The organism is Nocardia sp. NPDC004415 (assembly GCF_053602435.1).
The window spans coordinates 102137-120903 of sequence record NZ_JBSGDP010000001.1 but is presented as its reverse complement, the minus strand read 5'-3'; the positions used below and the strand labels follow the sequence as shown (position 1 = coordinate 120903).

Genomic DNA, 18767 nt, shown 5'->3' with positions numbered 1-18767 from the left:
GTCGTCGTATGCGAACGGGACGAAACCCGAGCGGTCGACCGATGAGAGTCCGGATGCGACGATCGCGCGGAATCGGCTGGCGGACTTGAAGAACGGGTTCGACGGGGAGTATCAGGGCTCGCAGGTCAACGATTACGAAGAGCCGACCAAGATGTCGGATCTGTACGAGCGGGTGCAGGCGATGAATGTCGCGGATATCACCACTCTGCATACGCGGTGGGAGTCGCTGCGCAATCAGCTGGAGAGCGGGTTCAAGACCTACGACGCGGAGATCAGCAAGGCGATCGCGGAGAAGTGGAGTGGGAACGCGGCGGCCAGTGCGGGTGAGGGGATCTCGCAGTATGTGGAGAAGTCCGGGAGTCTGCTGACCTCGGCGCAGATGGTCGCCGAGAAGGTGAAGTTGGTGAAGTCGGCGGCGCAGGTCACCAAGGATCGGGTGCAGCCGCACGAGAGTTCCACGACGAGCAAGGTCCTCAGCTACGTTCCCGGACCCACCTGGAAGATGGACAGCCACAACGAGGACACCGCGAAAGCCGAAGGGGCGGAAGTGGTTCGGGGGGTGTTCTACAAGGCGGTCGGGGAGGCCGATACGCAGGTGCCGAAGGTGCCGCAGCCGTACAACCCGGTCAACAAGGACACCGATACTCCCGGTGGGGGGACGAAGCCGGAGGGGTCGACGAACAAGCCGACCACCCAGCAACCGACGACGCAACAACCCACGACGCAGCAGCCGACGACCGAGCAGCCCACCACCGAGGACCCGGCCGACGACGGGGACGACAACGACGACGACACCTCGCCGTCGAGCACGATTCCGGCCACCACCACGCCGGAGACACCGACCACTCCGACGACGCCCACCACGCCGGGGACCACTCCCGCGGGCACGCAACCCGCGGGGACCGGCGGGTTGCCTACCGGTGGGTCGCCCGGCGGCGGGACGCCGGGCGGTGGCACGCCGGGTGCGACGCAGCCGGGGTCGCCCGGTGGCACCGGCAAGCCGAACGGGACCGGTGCGGGCACGAGTGCCGGGAGCGCGGGCCGCAACGGCATGGCGGGCATGGGCGGTATGGGTGCGGGCGGTGCGCGTGGCAAGGGCGACGACGACAACGAGGTCGGGACCAAGGACTACCTGATCAACCAGCAGAACGGTGAGGAACTGACCGGGCTGTCGGAGGACCAGCGGGCGAGGACGGTGCCGCCGGTGATCGGCGAATGAGCGGACAGTGGCAGTTCAGCCCGCTGGGATTCACGGTGCTGATGCGGTCGGTGCAGCGCGATGTGCTGCCGTATCCGTTGCAGACCTACACCGAGGCGGAGACGGTCGACGACTACGACCGGCAGTGGCAGCAGGAGGCGCAGCGGATCCTGCCGCTGTGGGACGCGTCGATGGAGACCGCGCTGCAAATCCTGTTGGCGCCGGAGGCGCGGTTCGAGCTGGCCGGATACGGCGACGGGGAGAAGCTGCGGTCGTTCGCGGCGGTGCACGAGCAGTCGGCGGTGCTGGTCGAACAGCAGCGGGTGCCGGTGGATCGCGACGGGGGTGACATCCGGATGACGTTGCTCGAGACCGCGGCGCTGCCGGACAAGCTGGTGGCGCGTTTACCACGGGCGGCGGCGGGCTCCGGGGACGTGTTCACGATGAACACCGACGAGCTGGACGAGGAGACGCCGTACGACCCGTGGGCGGCGGATCGGCGCACTCCGCAGCAGAAGGCCGACGCGTTCTTCGGGCGGCCGCGCACGACGCTGGTGTATGTGGCCGGGTATCCGGGTGCGGCGGTGGACAATCGGCCGGAACCGGGCCAGGGCTTCCATGTGATGGATTTCCCGGACGGGCGCTACCTGGTGACCGAGCGGGGATCGATGGTCGAGGCGCGGCCCGCCGATACCGCGCAGGTGCGGCAGGCGCTGGTGCGGGTGATGAAGTCGGCCATCGCGATCTATCGCGAGGACAACGAGCCCGCGTACCGGTAGCAGGCGGCTGGTCCCGCAGCCGATCAGGCGGGATCAGCCGGATCGACGAGGGCGGGGAAAATCCGTCGACGCTGGAGCGGCCCGGAACTAGCGTGGGGCTCGCCGTGTTGCCGTCGAAGGAGATTCGCTGTGTCCGAAGTCGAGGCGATCGCCGCCAATCGCGCGAACTGGGACGACCGGGCCGAGGTGCACGTGCGGTCTCGGATGTACGACGTGGACGCCTTCCTGAGCGACCCGCAGGCCATCTCGTCGGTGGTGCGCAATGATCTGGCGGTGCTGGCGCCGCACCTGCCGGCGGGCGGGATCGCCGGCCGGTCGCTGCTGCATCTGCAGTGTCATATCGGGACCGACACCGTGTCGTGGGCCCGGTTGGGGGCGGTCGAGGTGCACGGGCTGGATCTGTCGCCGAATTCACTGCGGCACGCGGCGCGGATCGCGGCGGCCGACGGGCGCGACATCGGCTGGGTGGAGGGGGACGCGCGGTTCGCGTCCTCGGTGATCGAGCGGCACTTCGATGTGGTGGTGACGAGTGCGGGCACGATCGTGTGGTTGCCCGAGCTGACGGCGTGGGCGCGCTCGATTCGCGACCTGCTCGCGCCGGGCGGGGTGTTCCTCGTGCGCGACGATCACCCGATTCTGGGTGCGCTGGACTTCACGCCGTGGGAGGTCACCGACGACTACCTGTCCGGTGGCGGGGTGCGCACGTATTCGGATTCGGGGACCTACACCGAGGATTCTGCGGGGACCATCACCCACACCACGAACCACGAGTGGCGCCACGATCTGGGGGAGGTCGTCGGGGCGCTGGTGGGCGCCGGGCTGGTGATCGAGGCGCTGGTGGAACTGCCCTACATGGACTGGCGCCCGTTCGACGAACTGGTCCCCTGTCCGCAGGGCTGGACCCTGCCGGAGGGCAAGCCACGGATTCCGCTGAACTTCGCGGTGGTGGCCCGGCGCCCCCTCGGCTAGGCGCAGCCCTCGGGGCGGCAGGGTTACCGGAGCCAGCCGCCGACGCGCTGGGCGATGGTTTCGGGGGTGAGGCCGAGATCGTCGAGGATCTCGGCCCGGGAGGCGTGGTCGAGGAACTGTTGCGGCACACCGAGATTGCGGGTGGGCACGTCCAGGCCGGCCTCGCGCAGGCGCGCCGAGATCGTCGAGCCGATGCCGCCGTGCAGGCCGCCGTCCTCGACGGTGACGACGAGACGGTAGTTCTCGGCGAGCTTGACCAGGGTGTCGGAGACCGGCAGGACCCAGCGCGGGTCGACGACGGTGACCGAGATGTCCTGCGGCGCCAACAGTTCGGCGACCTGCATGGCCGTCTCGGCGAACGGGCCGACGGCGACGAGCAGCACATCACCGTGCTGGGACTGGGTGGAGCCACCGCCGGGGACGGCGGGGCGCAGCACATCGACCCCGTCGAGACGTTCGACGGCGGTGATGTCCTCGGCGACGCTGCCCTTCGGGAAGCGCAGCACGGTGGGGCCGTCGGTGACGGCGAGGGCCTCGGCGAGTTCCTCGCGCAGGGTGGCGCCGTCACGCGGGGCGGCGACGCGGATGCCGGGGACGATGCCGAGCAGGGAGAAATCCCACATGCCGTTGTGGCTGGCGCCGTCGGGGCCGGTGATGCCCGCGCGGTCGAGCACGACGGTGACGGGCTGCTTCAGCAGGGCCACGTCCATGAGCAGCTGGTCGAAGGCGCGATTGAGGAAGGTCGAGTAGATGGCCACGACCGGGTGCATGCCGCCCAGGGCCAGGCCCGCGGCGGAGGTCATCGCGTGCTGTTCGGCGATGCCGACATCGAACATGCGCGCGGGGAACCGCTCGCCGAAGGCGGCCAGGCCGGTGGGGCCGGGCATGGCGGCGGTGATGGCGACGATGTCGTCGCGGCGGGTGGCGTGCTCGACGAGTTCCTCGGAGAACACCGCGGTCCAGCCCTTGGCCTTCTTGCCCGCCAGCGGGCGGCCGGTGAGCGGGTCGATCGGATCGCACGCGTGCATCTGGTCGGCGACGTGGTTCTCGGCGTGCTCGTAGCCGTTGCCCTTGCGGGTGACCACGTGCACGACGACGGGACCGCCGAAATCCTTGGCACGGCGCATGGCCGCCTCGAGCGCGACGAGATCGTGGCCGTCGACGGGGCCGACGTACTTCATACCCAGATCGCCGAACAGTTCCTGCGGGCTCACCGCGTCCTTGATCCCGGCCTTGAGCGCGTGGACCATCGAGTAGGCCGAATCCCCCACGGCGGGAATGCTTTTCAGGATGCGTTTGCCGGTGTCGAGGGCGTGCTCGTAGGCGGGCTGGGTGCGCAGGGCGGTGAGCCGGTCGGCCAGGCCGCCGATGGTGGGGGCGTAGGAGCGGCCGTTGTCGTTGACCACGACCACCACGGGACGGTCGGGGGCACCGGCGATGTTGTTGAGGGCCTCCCAGCACATGCCGCCGGTGAGCGCGCCGTCACCGACTACCGCGACGACGGTGCGGTTGCGGTCGGTCAGCGAGAAGGCCTTGGCCAGGCCGTCGGCATAGGACAGGGCGGCCGAGGCGTGCGAGGACTCGACCCAGTCGTGCTCGCTCTCGGTGCGGCTCGGGTAGCCGGACAGGCCGTCGCGCATGCGCAGCGAGTCGAAGCGGTCCTTGCGGCCGGTGAGGATCTTGTGGACGTAGGCCTGGTGACCGGTGTCGAAGATCAGCGGGTCGGCCGGGGAGTCGAACACACGGTGTAGCGCGATGGTCAGCTCGACGACACCTAGGTTGGGGCCGAGGTGCCCTCCGGTGGCGGCGACCTTCTGCACGAGGAACTCGCGGATCTCCTCCGCCAGTTCGCGCAGTTGCGGCACGCTCAGCCGGCGCAGATCTTCGGGTGAATCCACCCGCGACAGCACTCCCACCTGACCTCGCTCCCTCCGGACAACATCACTGATGCGCCCAGTGTATTTGTCCGCGCGACCGGCCCCGGTCCGCGGGCCCTTGCGCGCGTCCCGCGACCGCGCGCGAGCGGGAGACCTACAGTTGCGCTGTGGCCGAACCGCAGGGTGTTGCGCGCACGATCGACCCGGGTGTGGTGGCGGGAATGCTCGACGAGGTGTACGCGGCCTGCCGCGCGGACACCTCGGGCTCCCCCGCCGACTACATCCCCGAGCTGGCCGCGGTCGACCCCGACGCGTTCGGGCTGTGCCTGGCCACCGCCGACGGGCTGGTCTACCGGGTGGGCAGCACCGACACCGGGTTCACCATCCAGTCGATCTCCAAACCGTTCACCTATGCCCTGGCACTCGCCGACAACGGGATCGACGGGGTCGCCGCGCACATCGACGTCGAGCCATCGGGTGAGCCGTTCAACGAGATCAGCCTGGAGCCCGACACCCAGCGGCCGAGCAATCCGATGATCAACTCCGGGGCGATCACGGCGGCCTCGCTGATCCACGGGCGCGACGCCGAGGAGAAGTTCGAGCGCGTTCGCCGCAGCTACTCCCGGTTCGCGGGGCGCGAGCTGCGGATGGACCCGGCGGTGTACGAGTCGGAGGCGCGCACGGGGTATCGCAATCGCGCGATCGGGTACATGCTGCGCTCGGTCGGGATTCTCGACGTCGATCCCGACGACGCGGTGGACCGGTACTTCCGGCAGTGCTCGCTCGAGGTGACCTGCGAGGACCTGGCGGTGATGGCGGCGACGCTGGCCGACAACGGGGTCAACCCGAGGACCAGGGAGCGTGCGCTGTCGGCGCCGATGACCGAGCGGGTGCTCAGCGTGATGACGACCTGCGGCATGTACAACGCGGCGGGCGACTGGGTGACGACGGTGGGCCTGCCCGCCAAGAGCGGCGTCGGCGGCGGGATCATCGCGGTGCTGCCGGGGCAGCTGGGGATCTCGGTGTACTCGCCGCGGCTGGACTCGCACGGCAACAGCGTGCGCGGGGTGGCCGCCTGCCGGGAGCTCTCGCGTCGGCTCGAACTGCACTTCTGCCATGTGACCCGCTCGGCGCGCACCGCGATCCGCGCCGACTACTCGGTGGCGCAGGTGCCCTCGCGGCTGCGGCGCCCGGCCGAGGACGCCCGGCTGCTCGACGCGCACGGCGACCGGGCCCGGGTCTGCGAACTCCACGGTGACCTGCTGTTCTCCGGTGCCGAGCGGGCCGTGCGGGCCATCGAGGCCAAGGCGGGTTCGCTCGACGCGCTGGTGATCGACCTGCGCCGGGTCGGTGACGTGAGCGCGGTGGCCCGCGAGATGCTGGAGAAGCTGCAGGCCACGCTGGTGGGCCGGGACATCCGGGTGGCGCTGGTGGACCCGGAGGCCAAGCTCGGGCACGAAGTGTCCAGCCTCGATCCCAAGGACCCGCGCGGGCGGGTGTTCATCGACCGCGACACCGCGACCGAATGGTGCGAGGACATCGTCCTGGACCGCTTGCGGCCCGCCGGGGCGCAAGCGCACCGGTCGCTCACGCTCGACGAACATCCACTGCTCGCCGGGCTGGACCGGGACGACCGGGAACGGCTCGTCCAGGACTTCGAGTGCCGCACGCTGGCGCGCGGGGAAGTGATCGCCGAGCGCGGTGACGCGCGTTCGGGGCTGTATCTGATCCTGGACGGGCGGGTGCGGATGACCTTCGCGGGCACCGACGGGCACGCGCACCGGCTGGTGACGCTGTCGGTGGGGATGTCGTTCGGGGAGATCCCGCTGCTGCTCGGGGAGGCGTTCGTCAACGATGTCGTCACCGAGACGACGGTGCGGGTGGCGGTGCTGAGCCCGGCCGCCTTCGACGCGCTGGCCGCGGATCATCCGCAGCTGAAGCTGGCATTGTTGCAGCGGCTGGCGGCGGGCGCGTACGCGCAGATGGACGCGGCGCTGCGGACGTTGTCGGGCAATGCGAGCAACTACTGAGTCCGGGCGGCGGAACCCGGGGCGGGCGTGGGACGTTGGGCAGCACAGGATCGTTTCGACCGACGGGAGCAGCGCGTGGGCAAGAATTCCTGGCAGGCGAGCGTCACGATGTTCGGACGCGGCACGGTGCGCGCGGTCCCGGATCTGATCCGGGTCACGCTGTCGGTCGAGTCGCGCGCCGCGACGGTCGCGGCCGCCTACGACCGCGCGGGTGAGCGCGTGAACGCGGTGGTGGCGGCGCTACGCGCGGCGGGGGTGGGCGACGCGGACATGGCCACGAGTGGGTTGAGTGTGCGCACCGAGACCGTCTACACCGACAACGGGCGCACCGAGATCACCGGCTATCTGGCCACCACCGGGCTGAGTGTGGCGCTGTGCGAGAGCACCGAGCCGGCGCGGGCAGTGGCCGCGGCGGTGACCGCGGGCGGCGACGATGTCCGGCTCGGCGGGCTGACCAGGACGATCGCCGATCCGGAGCCGCTGCTCGCGCAGGCGCGCGATGCCGCCTTCGACGAGGCGAAGACCAAGGCCGAGCAGTACGCGGCCAGGGCGGGCATCGCGCTGGGCGCGGTCGTGCGGATCGTCGAGGACACCGGGTCCGCTCCCCCACGCGCCTACGAGATCGCCGGCGACATGGCGCCGATGCGGATGGCCGCCAGCAGTTCCCCGGTGCCGGTGGTGCCGGGCGAGACCGAGATCGGGGCGACGGTGCAGGTCACCTGGGCGCTGGACTGAATCGGCAGGGCGGAATCCACCGCACGGGGCGCCCCCGCTGCTGTAGCGCATGGTGTGTCGGCAGTCGCCCGGCGGCGTTCGTCAGCGGTCGAGCAATGCCACGCATTCCACGTGGTGGGTGCCGGGGAAGGCGTCGAAGGCGCGCAGCTCGGCCAGGTGGTAGCCGGCGTCCAGATACAGGCCGAGGTCGCGGGCGAACGAGGCCGGGTCGCAGCCGATGTGGATGATGCGGCGCGGGTCGGCGTCGGCGACGGCGGCGACCACTTCCTTGCCCGCGCCCGCGCGCGGCGGGTCGAGGACGACGACCTCGGGGGTGCCGGTGGCGGCACGGGCCCAGCGTTCGACCCGGTCGGTGCGCAGTTCGAGCCAGGGCAGGTCGCGCAGGGCGGCGGTGCCGTCGGCGACGGCGCCACGGGCGGATTCCACCGCGGCGATCGCGCCGGTCTGCCCGGTCTGCTCGGCCAGGCGGGCGGCGAACACGCCGACACCGCTGTAGAGATCCCAACCGGAACCGCCGGGGGCCAGGCCCGACCAGTCGGCGACGAGGTCGGAATAGCATTGCGCGGCACGGTGATGCGCCTGCCAGAAGCCGGTCGCGGCGAGTTCCCAGCGTCTGCCCGCCACGTATTCCACCGCGCGGCCGGTGCCCGCCAGCACCCATTCCTCGCGCGGGGCGTTAGTGGCCGACTTGCGGGCCGCGGCGCGGTCGCGGATCGCGCCGTGGTCGTCGCGCGCGGGGGCGCCGGAGTGGCGGCGGCGGGCCGGATGCTGCCCGCGGCCGCGGGTCGCACCGCGCGGGGTGGCCGGGCGGCCGCCGGGACGGGTGATGTCGTCGGCGGCGGCCAATTCCACGATGTGGCGCACGCCGTCGCCGTCGACGGCGACGACCAGGTCGCTGCCGGGGGTCCAGGCGCGGTCGGCGATGCCGTCGAGGGCACCCGCGACCGGCTGCGGGCAGCGCAGGTCGGGCAGGACGGCGGTGCTGCGGTAACGGTGCACGCCGGCGCGGCCCGCGTCGTCGACGACCAGGCGCACCCGGGTGCGCCAGCCGCCGGTCACCGCGGGGTCCGCGCCCGCGATCGGCTCCACGGCGAACTCGGGTTCGATACCGGCCAGCCTGCGCAGTTGCTCGGCCACGACCGCGGTCTTGAGCGCGCGCTGGGCGGCGGGGGTGGCGAAGGAGAAATCGCAGCAGCCCGCGCCGCCGGGGCCCGAGACCGGGCAGGTGGCGGGAACGCGGTCCGGGGACGCCTCGATGATCTCGACGGCGTCGGCGCGGCAGAACGAGCCGCCGCGGTCCTCGGTGACCCGCGCGCGCACCAGCTCGCCGGGCAGGCCGTGGCGCACGAACACCACGCGGCCCTCGTGCCGTCCGACACAGAATCCGCCGTGGCCGGGTGGGCCCAGCCGGATCTCGAATTCCTGTCCGCGCCAGTCACTCACGAGGGGTACCTGCTCACTGTCTCGACCTGCGCGCGGCTCATCCGCGACGACCCGGCTCTTCGAATCCCCGGCGCACCGAACCCGGCGCGTTGCCCTCGGCGGCCTGCTTGGCCCGGGTGGAGGAACTGAGCTGCCAGGGCACGCTCGTCACCATCACACCGGGTTCGAACAGCAGCCTGCCCTTGAGCCGCAGGGCCGACTGGTTGTGCAGCACCTGCTCCCACCAGTGGCCGACCACGTACTCGGGGATGAACACGGTGACCACATCGCGGGGGGCGTCCTTGCGGACCCGTTTGACGTATTCCAGCACCGGCTTGGTGATCTCGCGATACGGCGATTCGATCACCTTCAGCGGCACGTTGATCTCGCTGTTCTCCCACTCGCGCACCAGCCTGCGGGTGTCGGCGTCGTCGACGTTGACCGTGATCGCCTCGAGCGTGTCGGGCCGGGTGGCCCTGGCGTAGGCCAGCGCGCGGCGGGTGGGCAGGTGCAGCTTGGAGACCAGCACGATGGAGTGGGTACGGCTGGGCAGCACGCCGTCCCAGTCGGATTCGTCGAGCTCGCGCGAGACCGAGTCGTAGTGGCGGCGGATCAGTTTCATCACCACGAAGATGGCCACCATGGTCGCGATGGCGATGTAGGCGCCGGCGAAGAACTTGGTGATCAGCACGATCACCAGGACCGCGCCGGTGGCGGTGAGGCCGATGGCGTTGATCACCCGCGAGCGCTTCATCTTCGCGCGCACCGCGGGATCGGTCTCGGTGCGCAGCAGCCGGGTCCAGTGCCGCAGCATGCCGGTCTGGCTCAGCACGAACGAGACGAACACGCCCACGATGTAGAGCTGGATGAGCTTGGTCACCTCGGCGCCGAAGAGCACCACGAACGCGATCGCCGCGCCGGCCAGGAACAGGATGCCGTTGGAGAAGGCCAGCCGGTCGCCGCGGGTGTGCAGCTGCCGGGGCAGGTAGCGGTCCTGGGCCAGGATCGAACCCAGCACCGGGAAACCGTTGAACGCGGTGTTGGCCGCGAGCACCAGGATCAACGCGGTGACGATGGTGATGAAGAAGAACCCGATCGGGAACCCGTGGAACACGGCCTCGGCCAGCTGCGCGATGAGGGTCTTCTGGTGGTAGTCGGCCGGGGCGCCGACCAGGTGCGCGGTGTCGTGGGCGTAGACGATGCCGATCTTCTGGGCCAGGATGATGATGCCCATGAGCAGCACGATCGCGATGGTGCCCAGCATCAGCAGGGTGGTCGCGGCATTGCGCGACTTGGGCTTGCGAAAAGCGGGCACCCCGTTGCTGATGGCCTCCACACCGGTCAGCGCGGCACAGCCGGAGGAGAACGAGCGCGCGATCAGGAAGGCGAAGGCCAGCCCGTAGAGGTGCTCGTTCTCGGCCTCGAGCCCGAAACCGGCGGACACGGCGTGGATGTCGTCGCCGAGGACATAGATCCGGAACAGGCCCCAGCCCAGCATCACGGCCATGCCGATGATGAAGGCGTAGGTGGGAATGGCGAAGGCCTTGCCGGATTCGCGCACGCCGCGCAGGTTGATCGCGGTGAGCACGGCGATGGCGACCACCGCGAACAGCACCTTGTGCGTGGCGACGAACGGGATGGCCGAGCCGATGTTGGAGGCGGCCGAGGAGATCGAGACGGCCACGGTGAGCACGTAGTCGACCAGCAGCGCGCTGCCGACCGTGAGACCCGCGTTGGGGCCCAGGTTCTTCGTCGCGACCTCGTAGTCACCGCCGCCGGACGGATAGGCGTGCACGTTCTGCCGATAGCTGGCGACCACCACGGCCATCACCAGCGCCACCGCCAGACCCACCCACGGCGCGTACACGTAGGCCGAGATGCCCGCCGCCGACAGCACCAGGAAGATCTCCTCCGGCGCGTAGGCCACCGACGACATCGCGTCGGAGGCGAACACCGGAAGAGCGATACGCTTGGGCAACAGCGTGTGGCCGAGCGAATCGCTGCGGAACGGCCTGCCCAGCAGCACACGCTTGGCTGCCGTCGTCAACTTGGACACCGGGGTCAGCATAGAGGAGTTGATCGGTCCCCTCGCGCGCACGCCACCGGGCCGCGACGGCGGCGTGGCGCGGGTTTGCGCCGTGGCGGCGAGGGGAAAATGGGCGAAGGGAGGACCGGCGGGTACGGTCCTTGCCGGACGTGCCACTGCGGTGGCCAAGGAACGAGGGTGCACGGTGTACGTAGTGATCATGGGGTGCGGGCGGGTCGGTTCGTCGCTGGCGCGGGCCCTGGTCCGGGTCGGGCACGACGTGACGGTGATCGATCGCGATCCCAGTGCGTTCCGGCGGCTGGGTGAGGGTTTCCCCGGCCAGGAGGTGATCGGGGTCGGCTTCGACCGGGATGTGCTCACCCGCGCGGGCATCGAACGCGCCGACGCGTTCGCCGCGGTGTCCTCCGGCGACAACTCCAACATCATCTCGGCGCGGGTGGCCCGCGAGATGTTCGGCGTGGAGCGGGTCGTCGCGCGGATCTACGACGCCAAGCGCGCCGAGGTCTACGAGCGCCTGGGCATCCCCACGATCGCGACCGTGCCCTGGACCACCGACCGGTTCCTGCGCACCCTGATCGGCGACAACTCCACCACCACCTGGCGCGAGCCGACCGGCGCGGTGGCCATCACCCAGCTGACCCTGCACGAGGAGTGGTCCGGGCGCACCGTGCGTGACGTCGAACGCGATCTCGGCGTACGGGTGGCGTTCCTGCTGCGCTTCGGGCGGGGCGTGCTGCCCGACTCCAAGACGATCGTGCAGGCCGACGACGTGGTCTATGTCGCGGCCACCTCCGGCAGTGTCGGTGAGATCGTGGCACTGGCCGCCAAGCCCCCCGTGAGCGAGGACTGAACATGAAGGTGGCCATCGCCGGAGCGGGCGCGGTCGGGCGTTCGATCGCCAGGGAACTGTTGCGCGGCGGGCATCGGGTGATGCTGCTGGAACGTCAGCTCGACCACATCGACCCGGCCGCCATCCCCGACGCCATCTGGGTGCACGCCGACGCCTGCGAGCTCGCGCTGCTGGAGAACGCCGGGCTCGAAACCTACGAGGTGGTCATCGCGGCCACCGGCGACGACAAGGCGAATCTGGTGCACAGCCTGCTCGCCAAGACCGAGTTCGGGGTGCGCCGGGTGGTGGCGCGGGTCAACGATCCGCGCAACGAGTGGCTCTTCGACGAGGCGTGGGGTGTCGATGTCGCGGTGTCGACCCCGCGGCTGCTGGCCTCGCTGGTCGAGGAGGCCGTGTCGGTGGGTGATCTGGTGCGGCTGATGACACTGCGCCAGGGCCAGGCCAACCTGGTGGAGATCACCCTGCCCGCCGACACCCAGCTGGCGGGCAAGCCGGTGCGCACCTTGCGCATGCCGCGCGACACCGCGCTGGTGACGATCCTGCGCGGCGGGCGGGTCATCGTGCCCCAGCCCGACGACCCGTTCGAGGGTGAGGACGAGCTGCTGTTCGTCACCTCGGTGGAGGCCGAGGAGGACCTGCGCCTGGCGCTGGCCGGGCACGGCATCCGGCCCTGACTCAGGCGGTCTTCAGCTCCGCGCGCAGCTTGTTGAGCGCGCGGTGCTGCATCACCCGCACCACACCGGGGCTGGTGCCGATGGCCTCGGCGGTCTGCGCGGCGCTCCAGCCGAGCACGATCCGCATGACCAGCACCTCGCGGTGGTTGGGGGCCAGCACCTTCATCAGTTCGTGGGTGGCGGCGCGGCGCTCGAAGGCCATCGCCCACTCCTCCGGACCCGCGGCGCCGCTGGCGGTGTCGGGCAGATCGGCCATCGGATAGGCGACGTGCTTGCCGCGGCGGAACGCGTCGGAGACCTTGTTGGCGGCGATGCCGTAGACGAAGGCCAGGAACGACTTGCCCTGATCGCGGTAGCGCGGGATGGCGGTGACGGTGGCCATCAGCACTTCCTGGGTGACGTCGTCGGCGGTGACGGTGAGATGGCCGGTGGCGCCCATCCGTGCCGAGCAGTAGCGGCGCACCAGCGGGTGGACCAGGCGCACGATCTCGGCGACGGCCTCGCGGTCACCGCGCGCGGCCGCGCCGATGTGGACCTCGAGTTCGGCGGCGACCCGCTTGCTCTCCGACAGCACGGGGGTGGTGCTCTTGGCTGCGCCGGACGGTCGGTGCTCGGAAGCCATCATGGTCGCCGGTCCTCTCACGATCAGTGCGTTGTTGTCCTACGCATTGATCGTGCGCCGGGAGACCGGCCGGAACCAGGCACCCCAGGGTGGGTACTGCCCCACCTCCGGCGGCGATTCGGTTACTTGGGTGTGGGCGCGGAATCGGTTCCGGCGCCGGACTTGTCGACCGGGAGGTGCCCGGCCCGGCGCACCGCCCAGACGGTGACGACCAGCGCCACCGCGGTCAGCGGCCAACCCATCGCGATGCGGGCCACGGCCAGCCAGGTGGTGTGGTCGGTGTCGTAGAGCTGCGACTGCACCAGGTAGCGGGCGCCGAAGACGACCACCCAGACCACGGTGGCCAGGTTGTAGAGCTTGCGCACGCGCGGGTCGTCGCGCCAGGCGCTGCCGTGTCCGTTGAGCGCGCCCCAGATCACCCCGACCAGCGGGCGCCGGATGAGGATCGACAGCGCGAACAGCCCCGCGTAGATCAGGCTGGTGTAGATGCCGAACAGGAAGAAGCCCTTGGCCTCGCCCATCCGGTAGGCGATGAACGCGCAGACACCGACCCCGAGGAACCCGGAGATGGCGGGCTGGACGGGATCGTGGCGCACCAGGCGCCAGATCAGCACGGCCGCCGCGACACCGAGCGCGGCCCAGATGGCGGCGGTGAGCCCGGCGAGGGTGTTCACCGGCACGAAGACCAGGACCGGGAGGGTGGAGTAGATCAGTCCGCTGAAGCCGCCGAGCTGCTCGAGCAGGGTCTGTTCGGCCTGCTCGACCTCGGTGTCGGTGTCCGGGTCGACCGGATCAGCGGTGGCCACGGGCAGCACCACGGTCGATTCGGGGTCCGCGGGCACGCGGTAGTCGTCGCTGGAGGGCATACGTCAGCTGTTCCCGCGCAATTCGTAGTAGGGGTTGAAGATCACTTTGCGGCCGTCGCGGTCGCCCACTCGGCCGCGGACCAGGATGCGCCTGCCCGGTTCGATCCCGGGAATGCGCCTGCGCCCGATCCAGACCAGGGTGATCGCGTCGGTGCCGTCGAAGAACTCGGCCTGCACGGTCGCACCCGCGGCCTTCGGACACGCCTCGACGCTGCGGAGCCTGCCGAGGATGGTGGCTTCCTCGCCGCGACAACAATCCGCGGCGCGCCGGGCACCGGAGGCGTCGGCGGTCTCCGCCAGCTCCTCGGCGTCGAGCTCGCCGATATCGGCGGTGAGACGGCGGCCCAGCCGACGGAAATATCCCGAGTCCGGACCTGATCCCGACCTGGCTGACGACATGACACGCTTCTCCCGCTAGTTGGCCGTACACCGCCACTGTAGATGGGCAAACGGTCGGCCGCTACGCTCGGCCTGTGTTGCGCACCCCACCCCAGGTCACCGTGGTCGCCCTGCCCGGAACCGGCTCCGACGCCGATTTCGCCGCCCGCGCTTTCGGACCGGCCGCAGCCGCGCGCGGATGGGCGTTGCACGCCGTGGAACCGGACCCCCAGGCCGTGATCGCGAGCTACACGGCGGCTTTGGATGCCGCCGCGGCACGCGGTCCCGTCCTGGCCGCGGGGATCTCCCTCGGCGCCGCGGTGGCGCTCGACTGGGCAGCCGAACACCCGGCCGCGGCGGTCGGTGTCATCGCCGGATTACCCGCCTGGACCGGCGCCGAAACCGCCGCCTGCCCCGCCGCGCTCAGCGCCGCGGTTACCGCGGAGCAACTGCGCGCCGACGGCCTCGAGGGTGTGATCGCGCGGATGCGCGCGTCGAGCCCACCCTGGCTGGCCGCCGCCCTCACCCAGTCCTGGCGTGGACAGTGGCCCCACCTCCCCCGGGCCCTCGACGAGGCCGCCGCCTACCGCTGGCCCGAACTCGACCACCTGGCGAGCACGCGCACACCGGTCGCCGTGGTGGGCGCGACCGACGACCCCGTCCACCCCATCGCCATCGCGGAACAGTGGGCAGACACCCTTCCACTGGCCGACCTGGCCAGAGTGACCCTGGACGAACTGGGCGAGAACCCGGCAGTCCTCGGGAACACCGGCTTCGCCGCACTCGAACACCTGACCAGGAACGCCTCTACCGTCCAACAGATTTCGCAAGCACACGGGTAACTCACCGGGTACGCCCAGAACCCACCCCGAGACCACCCGCTGGCCCGCCGGCATACCCCACCCCCTCCCCACGACCGGCAAAAGTCGCGGGGAGGCGGACGAGCCGCGGGGCAGCTAGTTCAGGCCCAGTTGCTGCATCGCCGAACCGTCCGCACCGCGACGCGGCTCGTCCGGGAGCTGCGGCGGCAGCGCCGAGGCGGGCGGTGTCGCAGCCGCGGCGGCCTGGGCGGCCAGGGCCTGCTGCTGGGCCAGCACCTGCTGCTGATGGGCCGCGGCGAGCTGTTCGGCCAGTTCCTGCGGCAGCACCACGGGCAGCGGGTCGCGGACCGGCAGCGGTTCGGTGCCGCGGCGCACGACGGCGTCGGCGAGCACGGCGCGGGCCGCGGTGATCAGCGGGCTGCGATCGTCGACGGCGCCCGAGGGGCCCGCGGCGACCAGGCGGATCATCCAGCGCGGTCCGTCGACACCGATGAAGCGCAGGTCGGCGCCCTCGGTGACGGCCTTGACCTCGCGTCCCCACGGGCCCTTCTCCACCGCGACGCTCGCGCCGTCACCGCGCAGCGATTCGGCCAGGTCCGCGGCCACCGTGCGCCACTGCCCGGCCGACTTCGGCGCGGCATAGGCCGCGACGGTGAGCCTGCCGTGCTCGGTGGCCAGGTGCACCGCCTGGGGCGTGCCGTCGGGACTCATCTCCACCTGGAGCTGGCCGCCCTGGGGCACCGGGATGAGGACCGACCCGAGATCGAGGCGCTGGGCGACGACCTCGTCGGTGACCTCGCTGATGTCGTAGGGGCCTGCCGCGGCGTCGGGCGCGTGATCGAAATTGCCGTAGATGCGCTCGTCGGTCGGGGCGTCGTCGAAGTCCAGGTGCGCGAAGTCGGGGCGCGGGAATTCGTCGGTGTCGTACTCGTCCTCGTCGTAGCCGTCGTCATAGGCGTCGTCGAGGTAGTTCTCGTCGTCGTAGGCCGCGTCGTAGGCGGGCTGCTCCTCGCGCGGAGCGCGCTTCTTCTTCCCGAACAGACCCATTACGCCTCCTCACCGGTCAGGCTCGCGTGCCCGCCGCTGGACCCGTATCCGCCTGCGCCGCGGGCGGTCTCGTCGAGATCGTCGACCTCGGCGAAATCGACCAGCTCGACGCGCTGCACCAGCAGCTGCGCGATGCGGTCCCCGCGGCGCAGCTCGATGGCCGTGCGCGGGTCGTGGTTGATCAGGCACACCTTGATCTCGCCGCGGTAGCCCGCGTCGACGGTGCCCGGGGTGTTGACCACCGACAGGCCGGCCTTGGCGGCGAGGCCCGATCGGGGGTGGATCAGGCCGACCGTGCCGACCGGGAGCGCGATCGCGATCCCGGTGCCGACCAGCACTCGCTCGCCCGGTTCGATGATCACGTCTTCGGTGGTACAGAGATCGACGCCCGCGTCACCCGGATGGGCACGCGTCGGCACGGGGATGCCGGGATCGAGCCGCCGCAGCGGAATCGGTGCAAGTGCGTTCACATCGGTCGAGCCTACGCGTTGCAGCGCCCGACCTTGCGATTAGCGTCCCGGCGCGGTGGCTTACTCTGGACGGGTGCCCGACCAGCCCCACGCAGCGACCACAGACACCGACCGGCCCGCGCCGTCCGCGCAGCGCCCGTCGCCCTATCGGGAGCGGTTGTGGGTGCCGCTGTGGTGGTGGCCGATCGGCTTCGCGATCGCCGGACTGCTGGCCGCCGAGATCCACATGGGCGCCCCGGGCGTGCGTGCCTGGTTGCCGTATGTGCTGCTCGCGCCGGTGCCGGTCTGGATTCTGTTGTGGATGAGCAGGCATCGCCTGGAGGTCACCGTGACGCCGGAGGGCGCCGCGGAGTTGCGCGTCGACCGGGCTCATCTGCCGGTGAGCTTCGTCGCGCGCGCGGCGGCCGTCGCACCGACGGCCAAGAGCGCGGCACTGGGTCGTCAGCTCGACCCCGCCGCCTATGTGCAGCACCGGGCCTGGATCGGTCCGATGGCGCTGCTGGTCCTCGACGACCCGGACGACCCGACGCCGTACTGGTTGGTCAGTACGCGCAGGCCGGACCGGGTTCTGGCCGCGCTCGGACTCCCGAGCGCGGGCTGACCCGTCGTTCTCGTCTAGGCGGCGCAGTCCATGCAGATGAGCTGACCACCCTTTTCGCTGGCCAGTCGGCTGCGATGGTGCACGAGGAAACAGCTGGAGCAGGTGAACTCGTCGGCCTGCTTCGGGATCACCCGAACGCTGAGCACTTCCTCGGACAGGTCCGCGCCGGGAAGCTCGAACGATTCCGCTGTATCGGACTCGTCGATGTCCACGACGGCGGACTGCGCCTCGTTGCGGCGGGCCTTCAGCTCCTCGAGCGAATCCTCCGACACTTCGTCGGATTCGGTGCGCCGCGGTGCGTCATAGTCGGTTGCCATGTCGTCTTCCCCTCAGTCCTTACTCCGTATATCCCGGATCAGTGCGATTGCCGTACCCCGTGAGGGTCCGGCGTTCGTACCGCCCCGCCGGTGGTGCACCTCACACGTACACCGGCCGCCTATCAGCGCCGATCTGCGAGGATCAACTCCGACAGCGTTCGGTTAACGCAGGACATGCCCTTGTTGTTCCCGCGACCGATCACCGTTTCACCGGTGATTATTCGATCTGGGCGGGCAGACAATAGCGGACCTACGGACAAATGTCGCAATCAAAACCCGGCCGAGTCGAAACCGACGACGAATCTTCACCTCGCGGGAAACTCGCCGAGACATCCCGCACTCACGCACCCGCGCCGGACTCGTAGAGTGAGCGCGTGGTTTCACTGATCACCGAAGGCAGCGCGACCGATCGCGACGGCAACCCCTTCCCGCGGCGGCGGCCCGAGCTCTGGCTCGTGCTCGTCCTCGTGCTGGCTCTGCTCAGCTTGTTCGTCTGGATCACGGCGTTTCGCACCCATGACGACAGCAACGAGCCGATGGCCTGCAACGCGCCGAGCACACCGACCGGAACGAGCGCGCCCCAGCCCGCGCCGCTGGGTTCGCGGGTGAGCCCGTCGCGCCTGGACAGCGTCGACCCGGCCGCCCTGTCGGAGTCGAAGGTGCGCGTCTTCAACGCCAACGGCCAGAGCGGACAGGCCGGTCACATCGCCTCGGCTCTGGGCGACCTGGGCTTCGCCGGCGCGCCGGGGACACAGGTCGGTAACGATCCGGTCTACGTCAACGGCGACCTCACCTGCACCGGCCAGATCCGCTTCGGCGTCAACGGCAGGCCCGCCGCGGCCTCGGTGCAGCTGGTGGCCCCGTGCGCCGAGCTGATCGAGGACTCGCGCACCGACGACACCGTGGACCTGGTGCTCGGCGTCGCCTTCGGCGAATCGCTGCGGCCCGGCGCCGACGCCGAAGAGGTGCTGCGCTCGCTGAAGAACCTCGCGCCGGGCTCGAGTTCGTCCTCCATCGATCCCGACCTGCTCGAGGCCGCGCGCACCGTCTCCTGCTGAGGCGGC

Annotated in this window: 19 protein-coding genes; 10 read left to right on the top strand and 9 right to left on the bottom strand. The window is 70.6% G+C overall.

Annotation, left to right across the window (positions count from 1 at the left end; all coding sequences use genetic code 11):
* Positions 1-85: 85 nt before the first annotated feature.
* The 3 genes from ACWEMY_RS00595 (at position 86) to ACWEMY_RS00585 (ending at position 2946) form a co-directional block, all read left to right on the top strand.
* The gene (locus ACWEMY_RS00595) at positions 86-1219 is read left to right on the top strand and encodes a hypothetical protein (protein WP_452388271.1); all 1134 of its coding nucleotides are present in this window, start codon (positions 86-88) and stop codon (positions 1217-1219) included.
* Positions 1216-1977 (top strand): ESX secretion-associated protein EspG, encoded by a 762-nt coding sequence (locus ACWEMY_RS00590; protein WP_452388270.1) that lies wholly within the window; start codon positions 1216-1218, stop codon positions 1975-1977. Before ACWEMY_RS00595 ends, ACWEMY_RS00590 begins: the two co-directional genes overlap by 4 nt.
* Before the next feature lie 129 nt (positions 1978-2106).
* The gene (locus tag ACWEMY_RS00585; RefSeq protein WP_452388269.1) at positions 2107-2946 is read left to right on the top strand and encodes a class I SAM-dependent methyltransferase; all 840 of its coding nucleotides are present in this window, start codon (positions 2107-2109) and stop codon (positions 2944-2946) included.
* Between the two features lie 23 nt (positions 2947-2969).
* Here ACWEMY_RS00585 and dxs read toward each other — a convergent pair whose 3' ends face one another.
* Complete coding sequence (gene dxs / locus ACWEMY_RS00580; RefSeq protein ID WP_452388268.1) at positions 2970-4862, bottom strand: 1-deoxy-D-xylulose-5-phosphate synthase; 1893 nt, start codon at positions 4860-4862, stop codon at positions 2970-2972.
* 182 nt (positions 4863-5044) lie between these two features.
* On the opposite strand from dxs, the gene glsA reads away from it, so the two are divergent.
* Together glsA and ACWEMY_RS00570 are read left to right on the top strand one after the other, a co-directional pair.
* The gene (gene glsA / locus ACWEMY_RS00575; protein ID WP_452388354.1) at positions 5045-6853 is read left to right on the top strand and encodes a glutaminase A; all 1809 of its coding nucleotides are present in this window, start codon (positions 5045-5047) and stop codon (positions 6851-6853) included.
* Between the two features lie 75 nt (positions 6854-6928).
* Positions 6929-7588 (top strand): SIMPL domain-containing protein, encoded by a 660-nt coding sequence (locus tag ACWEMY_RS00570; protein WP_452388267.1) that lies wholly within the window; start codon positions 6929-6931, stop codon positions 7586-7588.
* 81 nt (positions 7589-7669) lie between these two features.
* Here ACWEMY_RS00570 and ACWEMY_RS00565 read toward each other — a convergent pair whose 3' ends face one another.
* Together ACWEMY_RS00565 and ACWEMY_RS00560 are read right to left on the bottom strand one after the other, a co-directional pair.
* The gene (locus ACWEMY_RS00565; protein ID WP_452388266.1) at positions 7670-9031 is read right to left on the bottom strand and encodes a class I SAM-dependent RNA methyltransferase; all 1362 of its coding nucleotides are present in this window, start codon (positions 9029-9031) and stop codon (positions 7670-7672) included.
* A 37-nt stretch (positions 9032-9068) separates the two neighbouring features.
* Positions 9069-11066, bottom strand: a complete 1998-nt coding sequence (locus tag ACWEMY_RS00560; RefSeq protein ID WP_452388265.1) for an APC family permease — start codon at positions 11064-11066, stop codon at positions 9069-9071.
* A gap of 175 nt (positions 11067-11241) precedes the next feature.
* Between ACWEMY_RS00560 and ACWEMY_RS00555 the strand changes: the two genes are divergently transcribed.
* Positions 11242-11907: a potassium channel family protein gene (locus ACWEMY_RS00555; RefSeq protein ID WP_375929008.1), complete on the top strand. Its 666-nt coding sequence runs from the start codon at positions 11242-11244 to the stop codon at positions 11905-11907.
* A gap of 2 nt (positions 11908-11909) precedes the next feature.
* On the top strand, positions 11910-12581 hold the full coding sequence (locus tag ACWEMY_RS00550) for a potassium channel family protein (protein ID WP_375929009.1): 672 nt from the start codon (positions 11910-11912) through the stop codon (positions 12579-12581).
* Position 12582: 1 nt separating this feature from the next.
* Here the strand turns inward: ACWEMY_RS00550 and shbA are convergent, their stop codons facing one another.
* From shbA to ACWEMY_RS00535, 3 genes are all read right to left on the bottom strand, one after another.
* Positions 12583-13203, bottom strand: coding sequence for an RNA polymerase sigma factor ShbA (gene shbA, locus ACWEMY_RS00545; protein WP_452388264.1), 621 nt, complete (start codon positions 13201-13203; stop codon positions 12583-12585).
* Between the two features lie 122 nt (positions 13204-13325).
* Complete coding sequence (locus ACWEMY_RS00540) at positions 13326-14069, bottom strand: DUF3159 domain-containing protein (RefSeq protein WP_452388263.1); 744 nt, start codon at positions 14067-14069, stop codon at positions 13326-13328.
* Positions 14070-14072: 3 nt separating this feature from the next.
* Entirely contained in the window at positions 14073-14468 is a 396-nt protein-coding gene (locus ACWEMY_RS00535) for an OB-fold nucleic acid binding domain-containing protein (protein ID WP_375929013.1), read from the bottom strand.
* A 74-nt stretch (positions 14469-14542) separates the two neighbouring features.
* On the opposite strand from ACWEMY_RS00535, the gene ACWEMY_RS00530 reads away from it, so the two are divergent.
* Complete coding sequence (locus ACWEMY_RS00530) at positions 14543-15289, top strand: alpha/beta fold hydrolase (RefSeq protein ID WP_452388262.1); 747 nt, start codon at positions 14543-14545, stop codon at positions 15287-15289.
* A gap of 114 nt (positions 15290-15403) precedes the next feature.
* Here ACWEMY_RS00530 and ACWEMY_RS00525 read toward each other — a convergent pair whose 3' ends face one another.
* Both ACWEMY_RS00525 and dut read right to left on the bottom strand, forming a co-directional pair.
* Positions 15404-16315: a DUF3710 domain-containing protein gene (locus tag ACWEMY_RS00525; protein WP_452388261.1), complete on the bottom strand. Its 912-nt coding sequence runs from the start codon at positions 16313-16315 to the stop codon at positions 15404-15406.
* The gene (dut, locus tag ACWEMY_RS00520; protein WP_452388260.1) at positions 16315-16785 is read right to left on the bottom strand and encodes a dUTP diphosphatase; all 471 of its coding nucleotides are present in this window, start codon (positions 16783-16785) and stop codon (positions 16315-16317) included. Before dut ends, ACWEMY_RS00525 begins: the two co-directional genes overlap by 1 nt.
* Positions 16786-16858: 73 nt before the next feature.
* Here dut and ACWEMY_RS00515 point away from each other — a divergent pair, with 73 nt between their 5' ends.
* On the top strand, positions 16859-17386 hold the full coding sequence (locus tag ACWEMY_RS00515; protein WP_452388259.1) for a DUF3093 domain-containing protein: 528 nt from the start codon (positions 16859-16861) through the stop codon (positions 17384-17386).
* Between the two features lie 14 nt (positions 17387-17400).
* On the opposite strand, the gene ACWEMY_RS00510 is transcribed toward ACWEMY_RS00515, so the two are convergent.
* Positions 17401-17703, bottom strand: a complete 303-nt coding sequence (locus tag ACWEMY_RS00510) for a DUF4193 domain-containing protein (RefSeq protein WP_110035695.1) — start codon at positions 17701-17703, stop codon at positions 17401-17403.
* 374 nt (positions 17704-18077) lie between these two features.
* Here ACWEMY_RS00510 and cei point away from each other — a divergent pair, with 374 nt between their 5' ends.
* The gene (gene cei, locus ACWEMY_RS00505) at positions 18078-18761 is read left to right on the top strand and encodes an envelope integrity protein Cei (RefSeq protein WP_375929024.1); all 684 of its coding nucleotides are present in this window, start codon (positions 18078-18080) and stop codon (positions 18759-18761) included.
* The last annotated feature ends 6 nt before the right edge of the window (positions 18762-18767 follow it).